The organism is Gammaproteobacteria bacterium (assembly GCA_019748175.1).
Classification (GTDB): Bacteria; Pseudomonadota; Gammaproteobacteria; order JAIEPX01; family JAIEPX01; genus JAIEPX01.
In genome coordinates this window covers 74,295-91,801 of sequence record JAIEPX010000004.1, presented here as the reverse complement: position 1 = coordinate 91,801, position 17,507 = coordinate 74,295, and the positions used below count along the sequence as shown (strand labels likewise).

Annotated in this window: 10 protein-coding genes; 6 read left to right on the top strand and 4 right to left on the bottom strand. The window is 34.2% G+C overall.

The genetic code is table 11. The features are described from left to right. Nucleotides 1–242: 242 nt before the first annotated feature. The gene (gene epmB / locus K2X50_02415; GenBank protein MBX9586089.1) at nt 243–1,265 is read left to right on the top strand and encodes an EF-P beta-lysylation protein EpmB; all 1,023 of its coding nucleotides are present in this window, start codon (nt 243–245) and stop codon (nt 1,263–1,265) included. A 70-nt stretch (nt 1,266–1,335) separates the two neighbouring features. Here the strand turns inward: epmB and K2X50_02410 are convergent, their stop codons facing one another. Then, nucleotides 1,336–2,319 carry a LuxR C-terminal-related transcriptional regulator gene (locus tag K2X50_02410; protein MBX9586088.1) on the bottom strand — a complete coding sequence of 328 codons (984 nt, stop codon included), beginning with the start codon at nt 2,317–2,319 and terminating at the stop codon, nt 1,336–1,338. Between the two features lie 126 nt (nt 2,320–2,445). Then, nucleotides 2,446–3,267, bottom strand: a complete 822-nt coding sequence (locus tag K2X50_02405) for a helix-turn-helix transcriptional regulator (protein MBX9586087.1) — start codon at nt 3,265–3,267, stop codon at nt 2,446–2,448. A gap of 176 nt (nt 3,268–3,443) precedes the next feature. On the opposite strand from K2X50_02405, the gene K2X50_02400 reads away from it, so the two are divergent. Beyond that, on the top strand, nt 3,444–3,641 hold the full coding sequence (locus tag K2X50_02400) for a helix-turn-helix transcriptional regulator (GenBank protein ID MBX9586086.1): 198 nt from the start codon (nt 3,444–3,446) through the stop codon (nt 3,639–3,641). A gap of 220 nt (nt 3,642–3,861) precedes the next feature. On the opposite strand, the gene K2X50_02395 is transcribed toward K2X50_02400, so the two are convergent. Further along, nucleotides 3,862–4,698 carry an iron-containing redox enzyme family protein gene (locus tag K2X50_02395; GenBank protein MBX9586085.1) on the bottom strand — a complete coding sequence of 279 codons (837 nt, stop codon included), beginning with the start codon at nt 4,696–4,698 and terminating at the stop codon, nt 3,862–3,864. Between the two features lie 198 nt (nt 4,699–4,896). On the opposite strand from K2X50_02395, the gene K2X50_02390 reads away from it, so the two are divergent. Beyond that, a complete protein-coding gene (locus tag K2X50_02390) occupies nt 4,897–5,865 on the top strand; it encodes a hypothetical protein (GenBank protein MBX9586084.1) in 969 nt (322 codons plus the stop codon). Nucleotides 5,866–5,970: 105 nt separating this feature from the next. On the opposite strand, the gene K2X50_02385 is transcribed toward K2X50_02390, so the two are convergent. Then, nucleotides 5,971–6,888, bottom strand: a complete 918-nt coding sequence (locus K2X50_02385) for a DMT family transporter (protein MBX9586083.1) — start codon at nt 6,886–6,888, stop codon at nt 5,971–5,973. 279 nt (nt 6,889–7,167) lie between these two features. Here K2X50_02385 and K2X50_02380 point away from each other — a divergent pair, with 279 nt between their 5' ends. The 3 genes from K2X50_02380 (at nt 7,168) to K2X50_02370 (ending at nt 17,454) form a co-directional block, all read left to right on the top strand. Beyond that, nucleotides 7,168–7,887: a helix-turn-helix transcriptional regulator gene (locus tag K2X50_02380; protein ID MBX9586082.1), complete on the top strand. Its 720-nt coding sequence runs from the start codon at nt 7,168–7,170 to the stop codon at nt 7,885–7,887. Between the two features lie 30 nt (nt 7,888–7,917). Next, on the top strand, nt 7,918–13,431 hold the full coding sequence (locus K2X50_02375) for a pentapeptide repeat-containing protein (protein ID MBX9586081.1): 5,514 nt from the start codon (nt 7,918–7,920) through the stop codon (nt 13,429–13,431). Between the two features lie 183 nt (nt 13,432–13,614). After that, nucleotides 13,615–17,454, top strand: coding sequence for a DEAD/DEAH box helicase family protein (locus K2X50_02370; protein MBX9586080.1), 3,840 nt, complete (start codon nt 13,615–13,617; stop codon nt 17,452–17,454). The last annotated feature ends 53 nt before the right edge of the window (nt 17,455–17,507 follow it).

The following is a 17,507-nucleotide window of genomic DNA, read 5'->3' as shown; positions in this document are numbered from 1 at the left end:
GTTGATTCGCCTTATTAAACAGACTATATTTGACCTGGATATTGTATAAACAATCTACTGCGAAGCACAATAATCCTGAGTCTCCAGAAGATTTCAGAAAATTTGTTTGGTCACATAGTGTCAACTATGCTATCGGCACAAATTTTCTAAAATCTTCCGGATCTTCAGTGCTCTTGAGCTTCTCGCTACGATTGATTTATACAATATCCAGGTAACCTTGCTAAAATAACAGAGCAGTAAGTATGAATCAACAGCGATTAGTGAAAAAGCCAACGCCAGACTGGCAGCAAAGTTTGGTTGATGTCATTACAAATCCCAAAATTTTACTGGAATTACTTCATCTTAAGCCCGAGCAAGTGGGTTTGTGTTCGTCCAATAGTTTGTCATTTCCTCTGCGTGTCCCTCGCGAATATGTGGCACGAATGCGAATGGGTGATCCTCGAGATCCATTATTACTCCAAATTTTGCCTACAAAACAAGAATTATTAGCCATGCCAGGCTATAGTCATGATCCGTTACAAGAGCAACAAGCTAATAAACTACCAGGATTGATTCATAAATATCGCGGACGAGTTTTATTGACGGTTACAGGTGCTTGCGCAATCAACTGTCGCTATTGTTTTAGGCAAAATTTTTCATATGAAGAAAATAATCCGGGACGTGCAGGTTGGCAAAAAATTGTTGATTATGTTGCTGCTGATCCTAGCATCAATGAAATAATTTTTAGTGGTGGTGATCCGTTAATCGCGAAAGATAATTTGCTTGCTCAAATTATTCAGCAATTTTCAGTTTTGCCACAAATTAAACGTTTAAGACTTCATACGCGTTTACCCATTGTAATCCCTCATCGAGTCTCGCAAGAATTTACGGCTATGTTATTAGAATCCGGATTGCAAATAATTGTTGTGGTTCATGCGAATCATCCGAATGAAATTGATAATTCGGTTGAAGAGTCGCTGCAAATGATGCGTAAAGCAGGGATCACTGTCCTTAATCAAGCGGTGCTTTTGAAAAATATCAATGATGATGCGCAGGTATTGGCAGAGCTGAGCGAAAAACTATTTTCTAGTGGCTGCCTACCATACTATTTACATACACTTGATAAAGTCGTGGGTAGTGCGCATTTTGATGTAGAGATTTCTCGCGCTCGTGAAATTCACTGGCAGCTTTCACAGCTATTGCCAGGTTATTTAGTGCCAAAATTAGTTAAAGAGGTGCCTGGCGTTTTAAGTAAAGTACCCGTCGATTTATTGGTTGAAAACTAAAATTTGATCAATAGTGAAATATTAGACGATTCCTACAGCCAGGCTTAATAGGCATATTATGCCAGCTGTATTAGGGTGCTGTATTATCTGTAGCTGTAACTAAATAATAGTTCAAAACATTTTGAGGGAATCCGTCAGCTATTAGTAATTTTAAAGCATCTCTTTTGGATAGGCAATTTAATTTATCCTTTATAACCTCAAAATATTTTTCAATCGTTCGAAAAGAAAGTCCTAGTAACTTAGCAGATTCTTTTGCAGTGTATCCAGAATGGAATAAGGCTAAACACTCAATCTCTCTTCTAGATATTTTTATTTTTCGCCCCTTAATAATATATTGCTGTGTTTTCATCTCTGCTATGGCTAAGTTTTTTAAATCATAGTGTGATGGATATTCTTGATGAATAGTCTTTTCAAGGTGCTTATTATTTGATGAAAATTTGATTTGCTTTTTAGCGTAGAAACTTAAAATTGTCTCCGCTCGCTCTTCGAAATAGAGAATGAATGCGTCGAATAATTCCATATTATTTATATAAAAAGACTTCAAGTGTTCATTAGAAGAATCGCCAGAGAATGTGAATATCTCACGGTAATTTGTGAGGTATCTTATCATGCTTAAGCGATTCTTCTCATCGATTTGTTTGTATGTGGAGGACGTTCTATTATTTTTGAGATACTGAATTTCTGAATTTGATACGTTATTTTCCTCATATGAATGATGAACTTGAAAATATTCGTCATACCAGGATGGGTTATTTGTCAAGAGAATTTCTCTTCCGGTATCATAATATCGAGAATATGTGAGAGTCTCGATACCAAAATTTTTGAGTGGCTGTATAATTACACTAATTTCACCTCTCATGTTATAGGGTATTTCTAACTGATTCAGCGCCGCAGATTTAGTTGAATCATCCCTCAATTGCCTATGTCGGAAACGAAAAAAAGTCATGGTCAGCATCTTGTCATTAAGAAGTATTGCTGATTCATTATATGCTGAAAAATCCTTATCGTGATAAGCGGAATATTCATCATCAGTGAATTTTTGACTCTCAAACATGTTAAATGTCACCTATTCAGTATTCAATGGTCAGTACGGTAACTCGTAAAAAGAAAACCGTATATACTGTATAAATACTGTATAATAGAAATGACAGGTTTTTAAGAGATAGTTTTTTTAGTAAAGTCACGCCTTTTCGTAATAAATAAAAGAGGCTTTAGATATCAGCTCTTTTTTGTTTGAACATTTGAATTTATTTTTTAAATTTTCCAGATGAAACTCAACAGTGCGATGTGAAATTTTTAATATTTTAGCGCATTCTTTGGAGCTCATAGATTGTAAGCTTAGCTTTAAGCAATCCCATTCTCTGGGTGTAATGGTATTTATTTCGGTGAGATTGTGTTTTTGAAGAAAGATATTCTGTTGCTTTTGTGTGATGTCTTTTGGTTCAAAGTTTGATTTGCTGAGAAATTCATTAGGGAGATTGTAAAGATTAATAGGAGTGGATTCGATGCTTTTATTTATTATATGTATAGCTTCATTTTGGAAATAGGAAGTAAAAATCTTCAGTGCCTCTAAGTGATTGAGATAATAATTTATGATGCAACCCTTATTTTTATTGGTCGCGAATAAATAATGATGAGCACCTAATTTATTTGTTTCTTGAAGAAGTAAAATATTGTCGTGATTTAGTTCATTCATAAATGGTGCAGCAAGAAATCTAATTGGAGAATCAATCATGCTTGAATGACAGTAAGATATTCGATTCTGAGTATTTTTGGGCTCAATCAAAACTGGATCAGCGCGGTAAAGCATCTTATTGAAATAAAACTCAAGGTATTTAACTTCTGTGCCAGTTGCGAATATCTGTCCATTGTGACCTACTAAGGTGTAAAGAAAGTATTCTAGATCAAATAGGCGTTTAATAGATGCTGTAATCTTTTTAATCTTGCTTTCATAATATCCATATTGAGAAATAAACTCATCAACATTTGTGTCTGTAAGCATCCTGGCTACTCCAGTAGTCCTTTTGGTTCGATCGGTAATTGTACCCCCATCAAGAGCGAGTGTCTAGATAACAACGATATCTAAGGTGCGTATCTTATCCTAGTAGTACTACCAGTTTCATTGGTTAGTACAGATGCTACATTAAATTCAACTCAATATTAGCACATAAGGGAATTATGAATATTAAACTTTCAAAACGTGAGCGGGAATGTATCGCTTATATGATGTTAGGGATGAGTGCAAAGCAAATTGGTAAATGCTTGCGGTTATCCCCAAGAACTGTGGAGTATTATATATATAATATTAAAGTAAAATATAAGTGTCGAACTAAAACTGAGGTGATTGTTAAAACATTTAATTCGCAATTTTGTTAAGTGCATGAATTATATCTTAGAAAAGCAGCACTATAATTCTGGTTAGATGTAATTTAGAAATCAAGATTCGCTGAGAGTGATAATTGTAATTATTTCTCTAAAAGTAGACTGAATATTTTTGTATGATATGCACTAAAACGGATACGCCGCATGTCATCCAAGGTACCGATAGACTTAACTTTGATATATCAGATATCTCTTAATTAAACGATAACAGTTATTATTCTTTATAGAAAAAACGAGTTTCATCATGAATATTACAGTTTGATGAAATTTGCAGTTCTAGTCCTTTCCACATTTCTCCCTGGTAAGTGTGAAAAAGACCAACACCTTTGATAACATCCATGAAATCTGTTTCATTTTTACAAACATTCGCAGCGCATTTTAACATATCTGAACCATGTTTATGCTCAATCCCATCTAGGTGACAGTTGAAATAATTAAAACACATAATTTGATGTTCTTCATTTAATGTAGTGATAAATGGGGCGAGGATTTCTTTGAGCGCGTACAACATTGTTGGAGCTGTGTTTTCATGAGCCAAAACCACGCCTAGCTTTGTTCTGTACCCAGTATCGGATTGATACATCGAAGTCATTTTATTAGCATATAACAGTGTGGATTGTGTGATGTATTGTGATTTTCGAAGTGAGCCGATTTCGAGTGTATCTACGTTAAAAAATTCCGATGATAGAGTGTTAAATAAATTTAACATATATATTACGTGTGACTTTTCACTATTACCCTCGCCGGTTTCTTCAAATAGATTTTGACCTAATAAGGATGCGGTTAGGAAGTCATGTTCTTTTAAAGCTTGATTTAACATTAAAGCGAGATTAGCAGCAGTATGTATTGTTCTAAAGCAGTAGTTGTCCCTTAATATGATGAATTCTTCTTTCGATTTTTTATCGGGTATATGATTCCTTAAACTGCTAAGATTTTTGAGATTGCTATTATGATGCAGATAGAAGGTTATCGTTGCTTCTAGGCGCTCGTGATATGGAATGAAGGTCGTCTTATCGAAAAGAGACCATTTAGTGAATAGCGATTTTTTCATGCATTCTCCATAAGTAAAAGTTTAAAGTAATATTTTGTCCAGTCAATAATGTAAATTCAAAGATAGCTTCATATTATTGCGCTAGTTATTTTAGATTGTACTGAAAATAAATCTATCGTATTCAATACGTAAGACTTATTTGGAGTAACTATTATATGATGTAAGGACTAGTTGGTGAATTACAAACGGAGATAATTTATGAAAAGATCCATGTTAGATTCATATGGGAAATATTTTGAGACAGGTATATATTCTGAAAGATATAATGATGATGTATCAATGAGGGCTTATCACGCCGTGAGAAGGCTCATTTATAACACATTAGGTACTGTCCAATCATTAACTGGTACGCTAGTCACAACTAATAATTTAGTGTTAAAAATCGTAGATTATGGTTGCGGTAATGGCAGATATTTTCACATGCTAAAATCAATTGCAAATTCTCTGAAAAACATGTCAATTACTTTAGAGGTAACAGGGGTGGATCCCATAATTGAAGGTCTATCCGCTTATAAACGAAAATTGTTGAGATGCGGATTTCTTGAGTCAGGGGATGTTTTGTTGCATTCAGAAGTGGGCTCTGTTCAAGAGTTATCTGTGATGGAAAATCAAAATCTTAATATGCGGGTGAGATTAATAAAAAACAGTATTAGCAGTGATCTTAAGGTTGAAGCTAGAATTATAGGCAAACAACATTGTGGCTTGTGTATGTTTGGAGTGTTGTCACATATTGAGGCGCGAAAACGAAGGCAAGATGCCATGTGTATGCTTTGTACGATTGTTGAGGGCAGTACTCTTTATTCTCTTCCTAATGCTGCAAGATGCTTTATAGAAGAACAAAAATTCTTTGGTTCAAGAGATATTGTATACTCGAGAAATGAAGAAATATCATTGCCATACCATCTATATACGAAGGATGAAATTGAGGCTGATATACGATCTTTTCATGGATTTAGCGCCAGTGGCATTTGTTCTGCTAGTGTATTTGATGAAACTATGATCATGAGTAATACATTGGTTAACATGTTAGATTTTTTTATTTCTGAGCATATGCCATTTTTCTGTGTGGAATACTTTAGTAAGTACTTCTTATTTGAAGTTGCTCGGATAGCGGAAGATAATGTTATGCTAGAGTGTGAAGAGACTAGCTGTGATTATTCAAAATGAATCTATTTCGCTATAGCTACCACAACCACTATGGCAATAGAGATAGCCTTATAAATTCTATCTTTTATGGAGTGAAATAATTTCACAGGTGGAGATATTTACTTATCACTGAAAATCGACTTTATTAACAGTAAACTTTGGCTCAACAGAAATAATCACCAGTCCTAAGAGAATAAATATACTGGCGAAAATGAAACTTTGTGTTAGGCTACCATGAAAAACAATAGTCGATAAAGCGATTCCAATTACAGGAACTCCTAAAAAACCGATGGAAGTTGATACCACTGGTAATCGTCTTGTCACTGTAATAGAAGCGAAATATCCAAAAGCACATGCAAATATAGCATTATATAACAATGAACTGATTAAAGCTGTATTCCAAATAACAGAAGGATGCGGCTCTATAATTAATGCAAATATAAGCGTTATGAAGCTTCCTAGGAGAAGTTGCCACGGCAATAATTCTAAAGGTTGACTAATCCATTTGCCAAATCGTGTATGAAGAATGACAATTGTCCATAGTATTGCAGCAGATATTATGCATCCATTTCCTATCAATACATTCTTATCTGTCCAATTGAAACTAGCGGGCTTAAATAGTAAAACGAACCCGAAGAGGCCAAAAATTAAGCCGATCAGCTTAATAGAACTGATTTTTTCTTTAAATAGAAAATACGCGATTGGTGTTGCCCAAAAAGGTGATGTATAGAGCAATAATGCAGATCTGGCTGTATCAACGTAGCTTAATCCGAGTGCTATTAGTGGAAGGGCTATGCCAAGCTCAAGTATCCCAATGCTTAAAATAATAGGTAAATCTTGCCTCTTAGGTAAACACAATTTTTTTTTGCAATAGAGTACTGTAAAGACAATGATACAGCCAAGAAGCGTTCGGGCCAATGTGTACCAAAAAGAAGGCATGTAAGCCAAACCAATTTTAGATATGGGCCAAGATAAGGCCCACACTAATATGAGTGCAGCAAATAATAAATAAGTAGTTACAAAATATCTATCTGGCTTTTCCACACAATTCTGCCTGTGAAATCTAACACGAATAGTATATGATATTCTGTGTCGAAACAAATAATATAGCTTAGATTTGGTTGTAAATATAATATAAATTAAACTATGTTGTTGGAGATCGATGTATATAGATGCTAAATAAGCATTATTCTGTCAGCCATAATACTCCATTTAATTGATTTCATGCCTTTGATCTTACGTATTTTCTACACCTTTAAGATCTATTCTTATGAGTGTACACTTCACAGTTTTATAAAGGTAAACAGCATGTCGGAGGAGAATATGGATTATTTTGAGAGACCAAGGATAGTGTCTGCCCTACAAGCATTTGATAGTATGCCACATGCAGTATGGTGGAAAGATGATGATTTAGTCTTTAGGCTAATGAATCACCAAACGGCAAATACTTTAGGGTATAAAGGGTCTCAAGCGTCTTTCGAGGGAATTACTGATGATAAATTGCCATGCAGAGCATCTGAATTAGCCCATGAGTTTGAGGTGCAAGATACTTATGTGATAAGAACAGGGAAACAGCTTTCAGATGTTTGTTTCTGTGAATATGCGAATAATAGTTGGAAAGTGTTATTGGGCAATAAACATCCCCTCTTTGATGAAAATAATAAGATAGTTGGTATGAGTGGTATTTCCATCGATATTACATCATGTAAAGTAATGCGATCAGCATTATTGCTATTATCTGATGATGACAAGCTGATTGGACGAAAACTTAATAGTTTGAACCAGTTCACGTATATGCTGAAAGAAACATATGATGATTTCGGGTTAAATTTACGCGAGTCTGAGATCTTGTTTTTATTAATCAGAGGAAAATCTGCGAAAGAGATCGGGCGAAAAGTTGATTTAAGCTTTAGAACTGTTGAGAAATACTTGGAACAAATAAAGGTTAAGTTAAATTGCTCCAGTAAATCTGAGTTGGTAGAGAAAGCTATTAGCCTTGGCGCAGGTAGCATCATTCCAAAATCTATAATAGGTGAATCCTAGACTCTTTACAAATAAACACAGGAAGTTTTGATGAATAAAAAAGAATTTGCAGAATCCTTAATTGAGGCAGTACCTAGATCAAATAGCCAACAAAAAGAACTAATAGACAGAAAATATGCCACTTTTTCAGATTCGAAGAGTGTTGCTATTATATTAAACGAAAATGTTAGAAATATTACTTTTTTTATTAGTATGGGTAAAATCGTTAATGAAGATGGTAATATACGCTTTGAAGGATCCTATTATCATGGAGGAGTCTATCTAGAATCCCATATTAATATTTTTACACAGATGATAGAAGATGATCTGGATTTGCTTGAAAAGCTTTCAGATGAAAATGTTGATTGTAGTCAGATATGCAGGGAATGGAATTTTGAAGTAGTAATAACCGATGCATTGCAAGAATATAATTATTGGAAGGAGCAGTGGGAAATAAAGCATGGGTGCAAGGAAAAGTGGTCAGATTTTGATGATATATTGCTTGCTGAGGATAGCACAAATAAACTTGGTTCTCTGAAAGAACGGCAGGACCTCAGAAAAAAAATTGTAGAATCTGCGAAAAAGACATGGGGAGAAGATGGGATAAATCATGAGAAATTCAAGAAACTTAGCATGCTCAATGACACTGCCAAGGGGAAAATAAAAGTCAATCTAAAGTACACATTTTGGTCTGATGATATAATTGAAAAATTAAAGAAATCTGAAGATTTCAATGATAAATTAAAATATCTACGAGAATGTTTTATTCGAGGTGCTCATGAAGTGCACGTTGAATTAGAAAATAAAAGAAAAGAGTTGCCTGATTTAATTGAAGAGCTAAAGTTAGCAGAAGAAGAGCTTGTTGGAATCGAAGATATGGTAAAGTTTTCGAAATCAGAAAAAAAAACAGAAGAAAGTAAAAAATTATCTAAAAAAGTGAAGGCCTCAAAGAAAAATGTAGAAAATGCAAAAAGAATATTGGAAGGGTGTAAAAAAAGAACTCGTATAATTGAAGACACAATAAACCAAAAGGAAAAACTTACAATTTTTGATATGAGATATATTTTTGAAGAAGCGATTATATTTTATCTAAATTTTAACGATCCAAAGAAAAAGATATTGCACAGTTATCCAGGTATAATAAAAAAAGCATTTGGTGAAGCGCTAGTGTTGTTAGCAAGTAATGATGAAAATGTATTGAGAGCTTGTGCAATTGATGTTGAACATATCAGCGCTGTTCGTTTGGAAGAATTGAGGGTGGGTCGGTATAAAAATGGGCACATACTCGGCTTTATGTATGCAAGTGTCTTAGAGGGAAAATCTGATCTGCGAATTGAAAAAAGAAAAGAATTGTTACAGAAATATTACATTGGTAAAGGCATAATTACGTATAAAAAAACCGATACAAATACAATGACACTATATAAGGCATTTTGTCAGCATGAGCTATCACAGTTCTATGGCAAACGAAAGTTTCAATGTGATTATCGTATACCATTGAGGGGTAAGCAATCATCTACTGGTGATACCGTATTACTGCTTGATAATATCATTATCCCATTTCTCGAAGCAGATAAACAAAATGGAGCCTGCCTCATGGTGCTTGGGAAATCAGGTACTGGTAAATCGTCATTTGCAGAGACCTTAGGTGCAAAAGTCTGGTCAAGAAATTGGAACCATCAAGCAAATAAAACATGGATTCCTCTGAAAATTGATTTGAAGTCTTTGCCTATACAGTTAAAAAAGAAAGAAGTTCAGATTTCAGATCACAATAGTGATCATTTTGAAGATATCATCAAAGAATATCTTCGCAATAATTTAAAGATAGAAGAATCTGAAATATCAGATCAATTGGTGTTAAAGTTGCCACTATTGCTCATTTTAGATGGATATGATGACGTGAAGGAATTAATACCTAATTTCTATGAGAAATTTGGAATAAATCGATACAAAAATGTGCGTATAATTGCAACATGTGTTGATGAGTTCTACTTGCAAAATATAGAAATTAACTTATCTGCGAAGTATTTCTGTAATTTTCCGTCAGTTGAAGATGTTGACCTGGCTGAAATATCACTAGATGCAGAGTTAGATGGATATTTTGACGCCTTAAAAAAATTTGATGATGAGATGAAGGAGCTAAATTCAGAGTATAAAGAAGTAATAAAGAAAACGAAAGGAGAATTTAGAGCGGTTATAAAACCTCATTCTCCAATCTATGGCTTAGCTTCGAATCTCCTAATTTTAGAGATTTTGGTAGAAAATATTTCATTTTTTAAATATGATGATAATACTGGGGAATTTACGATAGTTGATTTTTTTAATACTTTATTCCAAAATACCGGTGAAAAATATCATCTAATTAACCTCAAGAAGTTCTTAGAAGCTTTAGTGCAAGTAATGGTGACTTCAGAATCTAACTTTCGATTAAACGAAAAGCAGATAAAAAAAATACAAGATGATTTCAGTGATGAATATTTATATAAAAATTCATTTATTAAATATCTTGGTTCAGGTGTTGGAAAATATTTAGAATTTCATCATGGTTTAGTCAGAGACTATATTTTGTCGGTAAAGGTTTTAGATGATGTTCGTAGGTTAAAAATTCCTCCAAATGAATATGGAGTATCTATAGATAAGTCGATAATTTCGCAGATGAAAATCAAAGACTATTTTAGCATACTCCAGATGCTAGGTGAGCAGATCAATGATTCGCATAAAGAAAAATTAATAGAAATCGTGAATTATGTTAGAAGGCTAGAGAAACCAAGGTCTAAGACTTGGTGCGTTGCTTCGTCAAATGCGATGAGTATCTTAGTATGTTCTCATTATAATTTCAGTGGTATGGATTTGTCTAAAGTTGAAGCTGAAGATTCAGTGCTGAATGGGATGGCGGCTAATTCTGCTGTATTGGCTTATGCAAATTTCACAGGAGCAAGCTTGGTTGGTGCTTATTGCGATGGTACAAATTTTGAACGTTCGGATTTTACTAATGCAAATTTATCAAGAATATGGTTGAGAGGGGCAAGCTTAAAGAGATGTAAAATATCCAATCCACGTTATGATAAAAACATATTTAAGCATTATCGGGCTAGTATTCAAGATATTAATTTTGGTCAATTACCCTTCATATATTGCTCCGATATTGTTGAAACCGTGGCTCTAGAATCTTCTTCATCTGTGCACCCCCAAATTGTGGACTACATAATTAATTATAAACACGATATTGTAGCTATGATTACTGAAAATACGGTTATTATTTGGCGCTTATTTACGGGTGAATGTGATAGAATTTTAAGTGCTGATAGAACGACATTTACCAGTATAGCTTACAGTGAAGGTTCTAGAAAGATAGTGCTTGGGACTACGAACAAAGGTATTTGTTGGGTAGATCCATTAGAACCAGTGCTTAAGTATTATTCTTCCCAACAAGGCAGTGTTGAAGATGTAAGTATTAGCGAGGAAGGAAGTTCAATCGCTGCCGCTTACTCGAATGGCTCTATTTTGTTAATTGATCCAAATGCGGAAGAAATAAAACTTTTGTATTTATTCAAGCCTGGGATTAAGCACAGGATAGCTATCAATTCCAGTGGCCGTAAAGTGGTTGCCAGTGATAGGAATGTCTTGTGGGTGTTTGATATAGAGAATGGGATTATCCTCAACATTGTACTAAGTCTAGGTAATATCAATGATTTGAGCATTGCCAAAGATGCAAATATAATTCTTGTAAGTAGTGACACTGGTGTTTACATATGTGATTTAGTAAAGCGTGAGTTTTTTTCTATCAGTACAGCGCCAGTTTTATCTGCCAGTATCAGCTCAGATGGTTCAACAGTAGCGTGGTCAGACGGGAACGAAATAAGTGTTATTAACACTTCCACTGGTGAAGCAATTGCAGTCATAAAAAATCCGACAACTGTCTCAAATATTCAATTAAGTGGGAATGGAGACGTTATATCTGCACAATCAACTAAATTAGGTGATCCCTTGTTATTTTGGCATCCCGCTAGACACCGATATCATCCTAAACAGGAAAGTGAATCTTTATTAAAGTACTGTGCACTTACACTTGATATGAACACCTTGGTCAGTCTTTATGGTAATGGTAAGATAAAGCTCATGAATCTAAAAAATCGAAAAGGGTTGATAATGCAAGGGCCCCATACAGTAGTAGATTCTGCTTTTTTCTTGTATGGTAAAAACTATATTTCAATTTTAGTAGGTGGATATTCAGAGAAGCAAGGCTATTCTGTATTCTTCTATGATCTACTTGAATACAATACTAAACTTTTAGACGTCTTTGAGACAAAAGTTATTTCAATTAGTTCCGGTATTGACGTTATTGCTATCGGTTGTGCGGATAAGAAAATTTATATCTATCGTGGTGACTCAAAGATAATATTGGAAGACTGCGATATATACCATCCACAAGCTCTAGCTCTTAAGTCAAATGGGACAGAACTTGCATATGCTGCGTCACCGCATGACACCGTTAGATCTACATTCAGTTGTGATGTTTCTGTTATGAGTTTTGATGATAAATCGGTTAAGGAACTAATACACCACTCGGGTTATACAGAACAAGTTGTATACAGTTTAGACGGCTCTGTAATGGCAGCGATGGATAATATGGGGGGTGTTGAGATTTTAATATTTCAGAATAAAAAAGTTGTAAAAACGGTGATACATAAAGATAGTGGTTTTTTAAATGATCGTAGAATTGATCTTAGCGAAAAAGGTGATTTACTTTTAATCTCTAATAATCAATTCAAATATGTTATAGTATATTTCGTGAAACTAGAAGAATTAACGTTTTGTGAATTTTTACAATTTGATGACTATATAAAATATATAAAATTCACTCCCATCGGTTTTAATTTTATCATTGGGTTTAGCTCCGGTGAGATTCAATTATGGGGGGTCATTAATTCTCGTTGGACTTTGCAATATTCTTCTAAAAAGTACAATTCCGTCTTAATGTTGGATAATGCTGATATATCTTATGCGAAAATTTCTTCTTTAAATCGTAGAATATTATGCCAACAGGGGGCATATGATATCAATGAAGTTGTGGTAAGTAGGTTTGTTTTCTATCAAGAAGGTGAAGATGAGCTGCGTAATATGCGCAGGTTAGCAATTGACGAGGCGAGAAAAGCAAGGCAGGTAAGCGATTGTAAAATGAGCCGAGTAAGGCGCGATGTTCAGGGGAGGTACAGCCCTATTGAGCTAATTCAGAATTGTATAGAAAATACTTCTTTATCGAAATATCCTTTCAGCAAGGATATTAGAATTGCAAATCAAACATCTGGATGTAGTACAAATACTTTACGAGAATATCACCGCCAGTGTGATCATCGTGCAATAAAATTATTAGCTGCATCTCGTGGTAGTCAGCAGTTGGGGATACTGAAAAAAATGAGTTACGAAAATTCATCGAGATTAAATAGTTTAATATCTGAAGAATCGTTGAATGATTCATCAGAAAAAAATTCAGAGGAAGAACCACTTATCTCTCCTAGTCCCCACAAAGAGGAGTTGGCAAAATTAAATTATCTTTTTCATTAGCGCCGGAAAGAGTAATATTTAAAATATAATCATTAGGTCTAGCATAAAACAACCCGAAATAACCAGCTTTTTACTAAAACAACTGGCATTAAATTTTTCCAAGAATATAGTATTCTCTACCATTATTCCAATTAAATAAAAACACTACCTTCTGATCTCCTTTAACAAACTTGGAGATCAGAAATGGAAGAGAGAATAGATTTAATTAGTGTTTCAACATTAGAAACGATGCCTGCTCGTCAAGAAATCGAACTGATTTTGGATAAGATTACTCGATCAAATCGTGAATATAATCACTGCATACATCCTGATAACAGCGAGACGACTTTGTCAGTAGTGTCAATAACTAAAAAAATATTGGAAGAAGATATTGATTATTCTTTGGTTTTAAAATCAGAAACTAAAAAAGTTGACTTTTTGAATAACTTAAGAACTTTGTCAGATGATATTATGTTGGGTAAAAAGGAGAATAAATCTTCGGATCGGTTGTCATGTAATCCATTTAAATTTTACCCAGGAATAAATAGCATATTTGACTTGAAAAGATTATTAATTAATATTTTAGAGAAGTGCTCAGATAAAAATGAAATGATTCAAAATGAAGATAAGTTTAATAAAGAGCTCAGGGTTATTGTGCGATCTTCATTAAGTAGCATCGAGGTTTATTACAATGCCATTAGTAGTGTAGGTTCATATATCTTATTGTTAAAGACCAAAATTGAAAAGTTTTCAAGTTCATTTTGTAGTAATGGTGATATAGAGTCACTTTCAGAATATTTTATTTTTGGTTTTTCTAAAATAATTACTAAAGAAAATAATAATGTTGTTTCTATTTTAAATTTTATTAAACTATGGTGCGATAATTTAAGCTTGTTTAACGCGGAGCAGGTATCTTGCCAGTCAAAATTGTTTGTCAATAAAATATTTGATTATAAACAACAAAATAAGATATTAGGTAATACTATATTGGAACTAGTTTTAAAGGATTTAATTGTTAAATCATCAACGCAAAGTAATTCATTAATCGCTCTAAGGAATATAGTTTCTCATAATGACACTAAGCATTATATTGGAAATACAAAATTCTTGGACCCATTATTAATTGAATCTATTAATAAATGGTTGCGAGTGTCTGATGGTCATCAGCATTATATGCTTTTTGCTGCATTATTGCGTGATGCAGTTCTGTATGATGGGCAAAGATTAACGAATATATTGAGTGATATTTCTTTCGGATCCTTTAAGTCGACTAATTTTGCAAGAGCTTTATTTAAAGTTTTTGTTATGAATGATGATTATGTTGATGGTTGTCAAGTGATGACCAGTATGACTAATCCGTGGGCTCAAGAGCTCGAGCAGCATCGTATAAAAATATTTCTACACGCAATAATAGATAGTTTTCAAGCAAGTGAATTTCAATCTGAAGTGGTAGTGCAAGGGTATGAGGATTCAACAGCTAAAGCTTTAGATGGTTTTTTAGTGCAGTATTATTCTGAGAATTCAAAGAAGAGCACAGGTATTGTATCAAAAATTATTGAAAAAGAAGGCGCGCCATTTTATGAAAACTCTCCTGCTGTATGTCAGTTTCTGTCGCTCCCTTTTTTAACCTTATTACGCTGTCCGTATAGCAATACAGATAAAATATCCTTGGCTCGCTTTTTTATGTATTTTGGAAAAGATAGCCGAGAAGATGCTCAAAAAGTATTTTGCAGAAATATAATTGATAGCCTGAAGAAAGGATTATTTAGGCAGTCAAAACTCTATAAATTCACTACAAAACTTGAACAACTATATTTATATTTTTATGATAATGAATTATATAAAAATGAATACCGCGCTATATATGATATTTTTATTAATCAATTAATAGTCGCTACTCGTTTTTCCAGAGATCGGAACATAGAAAATATGATTGATATGGTAGAAACAATGGTAGGCCATATCATTGGTGTAGATAAGGATTGGTTTAGCACAATATTTTCATTCCAAAACAAAAGACTAGGTGAATATGAGTCAGGGCTTTCTGCTGTTTCTGTGACGATAAAAGAAATTACCAGTGATCGTAATCCTTTAAAATGGGATACTAAAGATTTTGTCGATAGAATGTTTTTTCTTTATAGTTATGCAAAGCATCCCCTCGAAGAATATCAGAAGTGGTTGCAAGACAATAATCCTCATTTGCCGACTTCATTGAAAGATTATAATCGCGAAGAACTTTTTTATCGAGCATTTGAACATCAACGAAAACTTTTTGGTTATGATTATCTATCACGCATGGGGTATAAATGTCTACAAAATAGTCAATTGGCCGCTATTTTCGCCGCTACCGCTGATATAAATGCCAATAAACACTTTTTTGCCAAGGTAGGCACTGGCCAAGGTAAATCACTTATTATAGCCTTGATTGCATTACACTACGCAAAGAAATATAACCGTAAGGTTCATATCCTCACGGTCTATGATCATCTTGCGAAGCGTGATTTTGAACGATTTAAACCATTGTATGAATATTGTGGTGTCAAAGCAGAATGTATAGATAATGATGACGCTGTTTTGTCTGATCAAGCTCAAATTGTGTATGGAAATTTACATACATTCTTCGGTGCTCTTTATAATAAGGTAAATAGACGAGTCAATAATGAACAGCAGGAGAATGACTCGTTTGATTATTTTGATCAAGATATTGTTATTCTCGATGAATTTGATTCAATTTTATTCGATGCCGATAAAATAGGAAACTCAGTCTATGATTTTAGTCAGATTCTTGAATTACCAAAACTATCGGAGGTCGTGTTAAGGGATACACATGAATTGAGAGGTCAGCTCTCTTCTGAATCACAGGCTTTTAGAGCGATGATGGTGAATCTAACTAAGTACAAGCTTGATTCGCTGTATACAAACTGGCACTCGAATAGTGGGTGGCATCCCGGAAGTGAGGGATATGATAAATGGGGAGTTCTTCAACGATGGATTGGAAGCCCGCTCTATGAAATGAGTCAAGGTCATTTTTATACTCGGAGCATGTTTTTGAATACTCTAACCTATCTTCTGGGTTACTTCAGAATCATAGGATTTTCAGGCAGCATTGATTTACAAAGTATGACTCGACTAGAAAAGAATTTGAATTGTGGAAAAGGAGTTGTGTACTACGATATGCCTTCATTTTTCGGCCCGTATATGCTCAGAAATAAATGCATTTCTAAAAATGGATCATTACCAGCAAGGGTATGGCTTGATAAGGTTGCGCAAGATGTCATTAATGCTCTAGATGCTAATCAACCGGTATTAGTGTTTGCCGATATCAATCAAAAAGACACGGAATGGAAGGAAATGCACACTCTTTTATCCAGTATAGCACAGAGAAATGGTTGTGAATTCCAAGTCATTGACTCAGAATCTAAAGTTAATAGTGCTACATTGTCACGTGCAGGTTTGCAGAGGACGATAACGTTGGCATCCCACGTGGCAGGTAGAGGCGCAGATTTTGTTGTACAGCCGGAGGTCATTAGGCAGTGTCAAGATGGCAGGCGTGGATTACACGTTTGTATTACCTACGCACCAATGAATGATGATCATTTAGATGAGCTAACATTCGTGCAAATGATAGGGCGGACAGCTCGTATGAATAACCCGGGCACGCATTCTATCATTACAACACATTCTTTAGATATTGATCATACTCATGAGCTTATCAAAGTGACAGAAGCACAAAGTAAGTATACCAAGTTAATGGAAGCTATTTACAAAAAACTTAGCACAGCACGCTATCAAAAAGCACATTTTCAGAAGTGGATATTTTTAAATACTTTTATTAGTTCTTCCAAAATTTGGCCGCAAGTTTTTAGAGATAGAAACTTACAAACACCGGAAGAACAGGCAGACTTTATTCTTGCTAAAGTCATGCAAGTTAAAGTGAAAAAACAGGCAAAGACTAATGGTGGGCCTGGATATTTTGATAAAAAAGCTTCTAAAAAAGACAAACAAGAGTGTTATACCTCTAATTCGAATGTTTTTAGAAAGTAGCAATTAAGCACCGAGCGAGGTGCGAAAGTTCTTCGCTCGGATTAACGAATTTA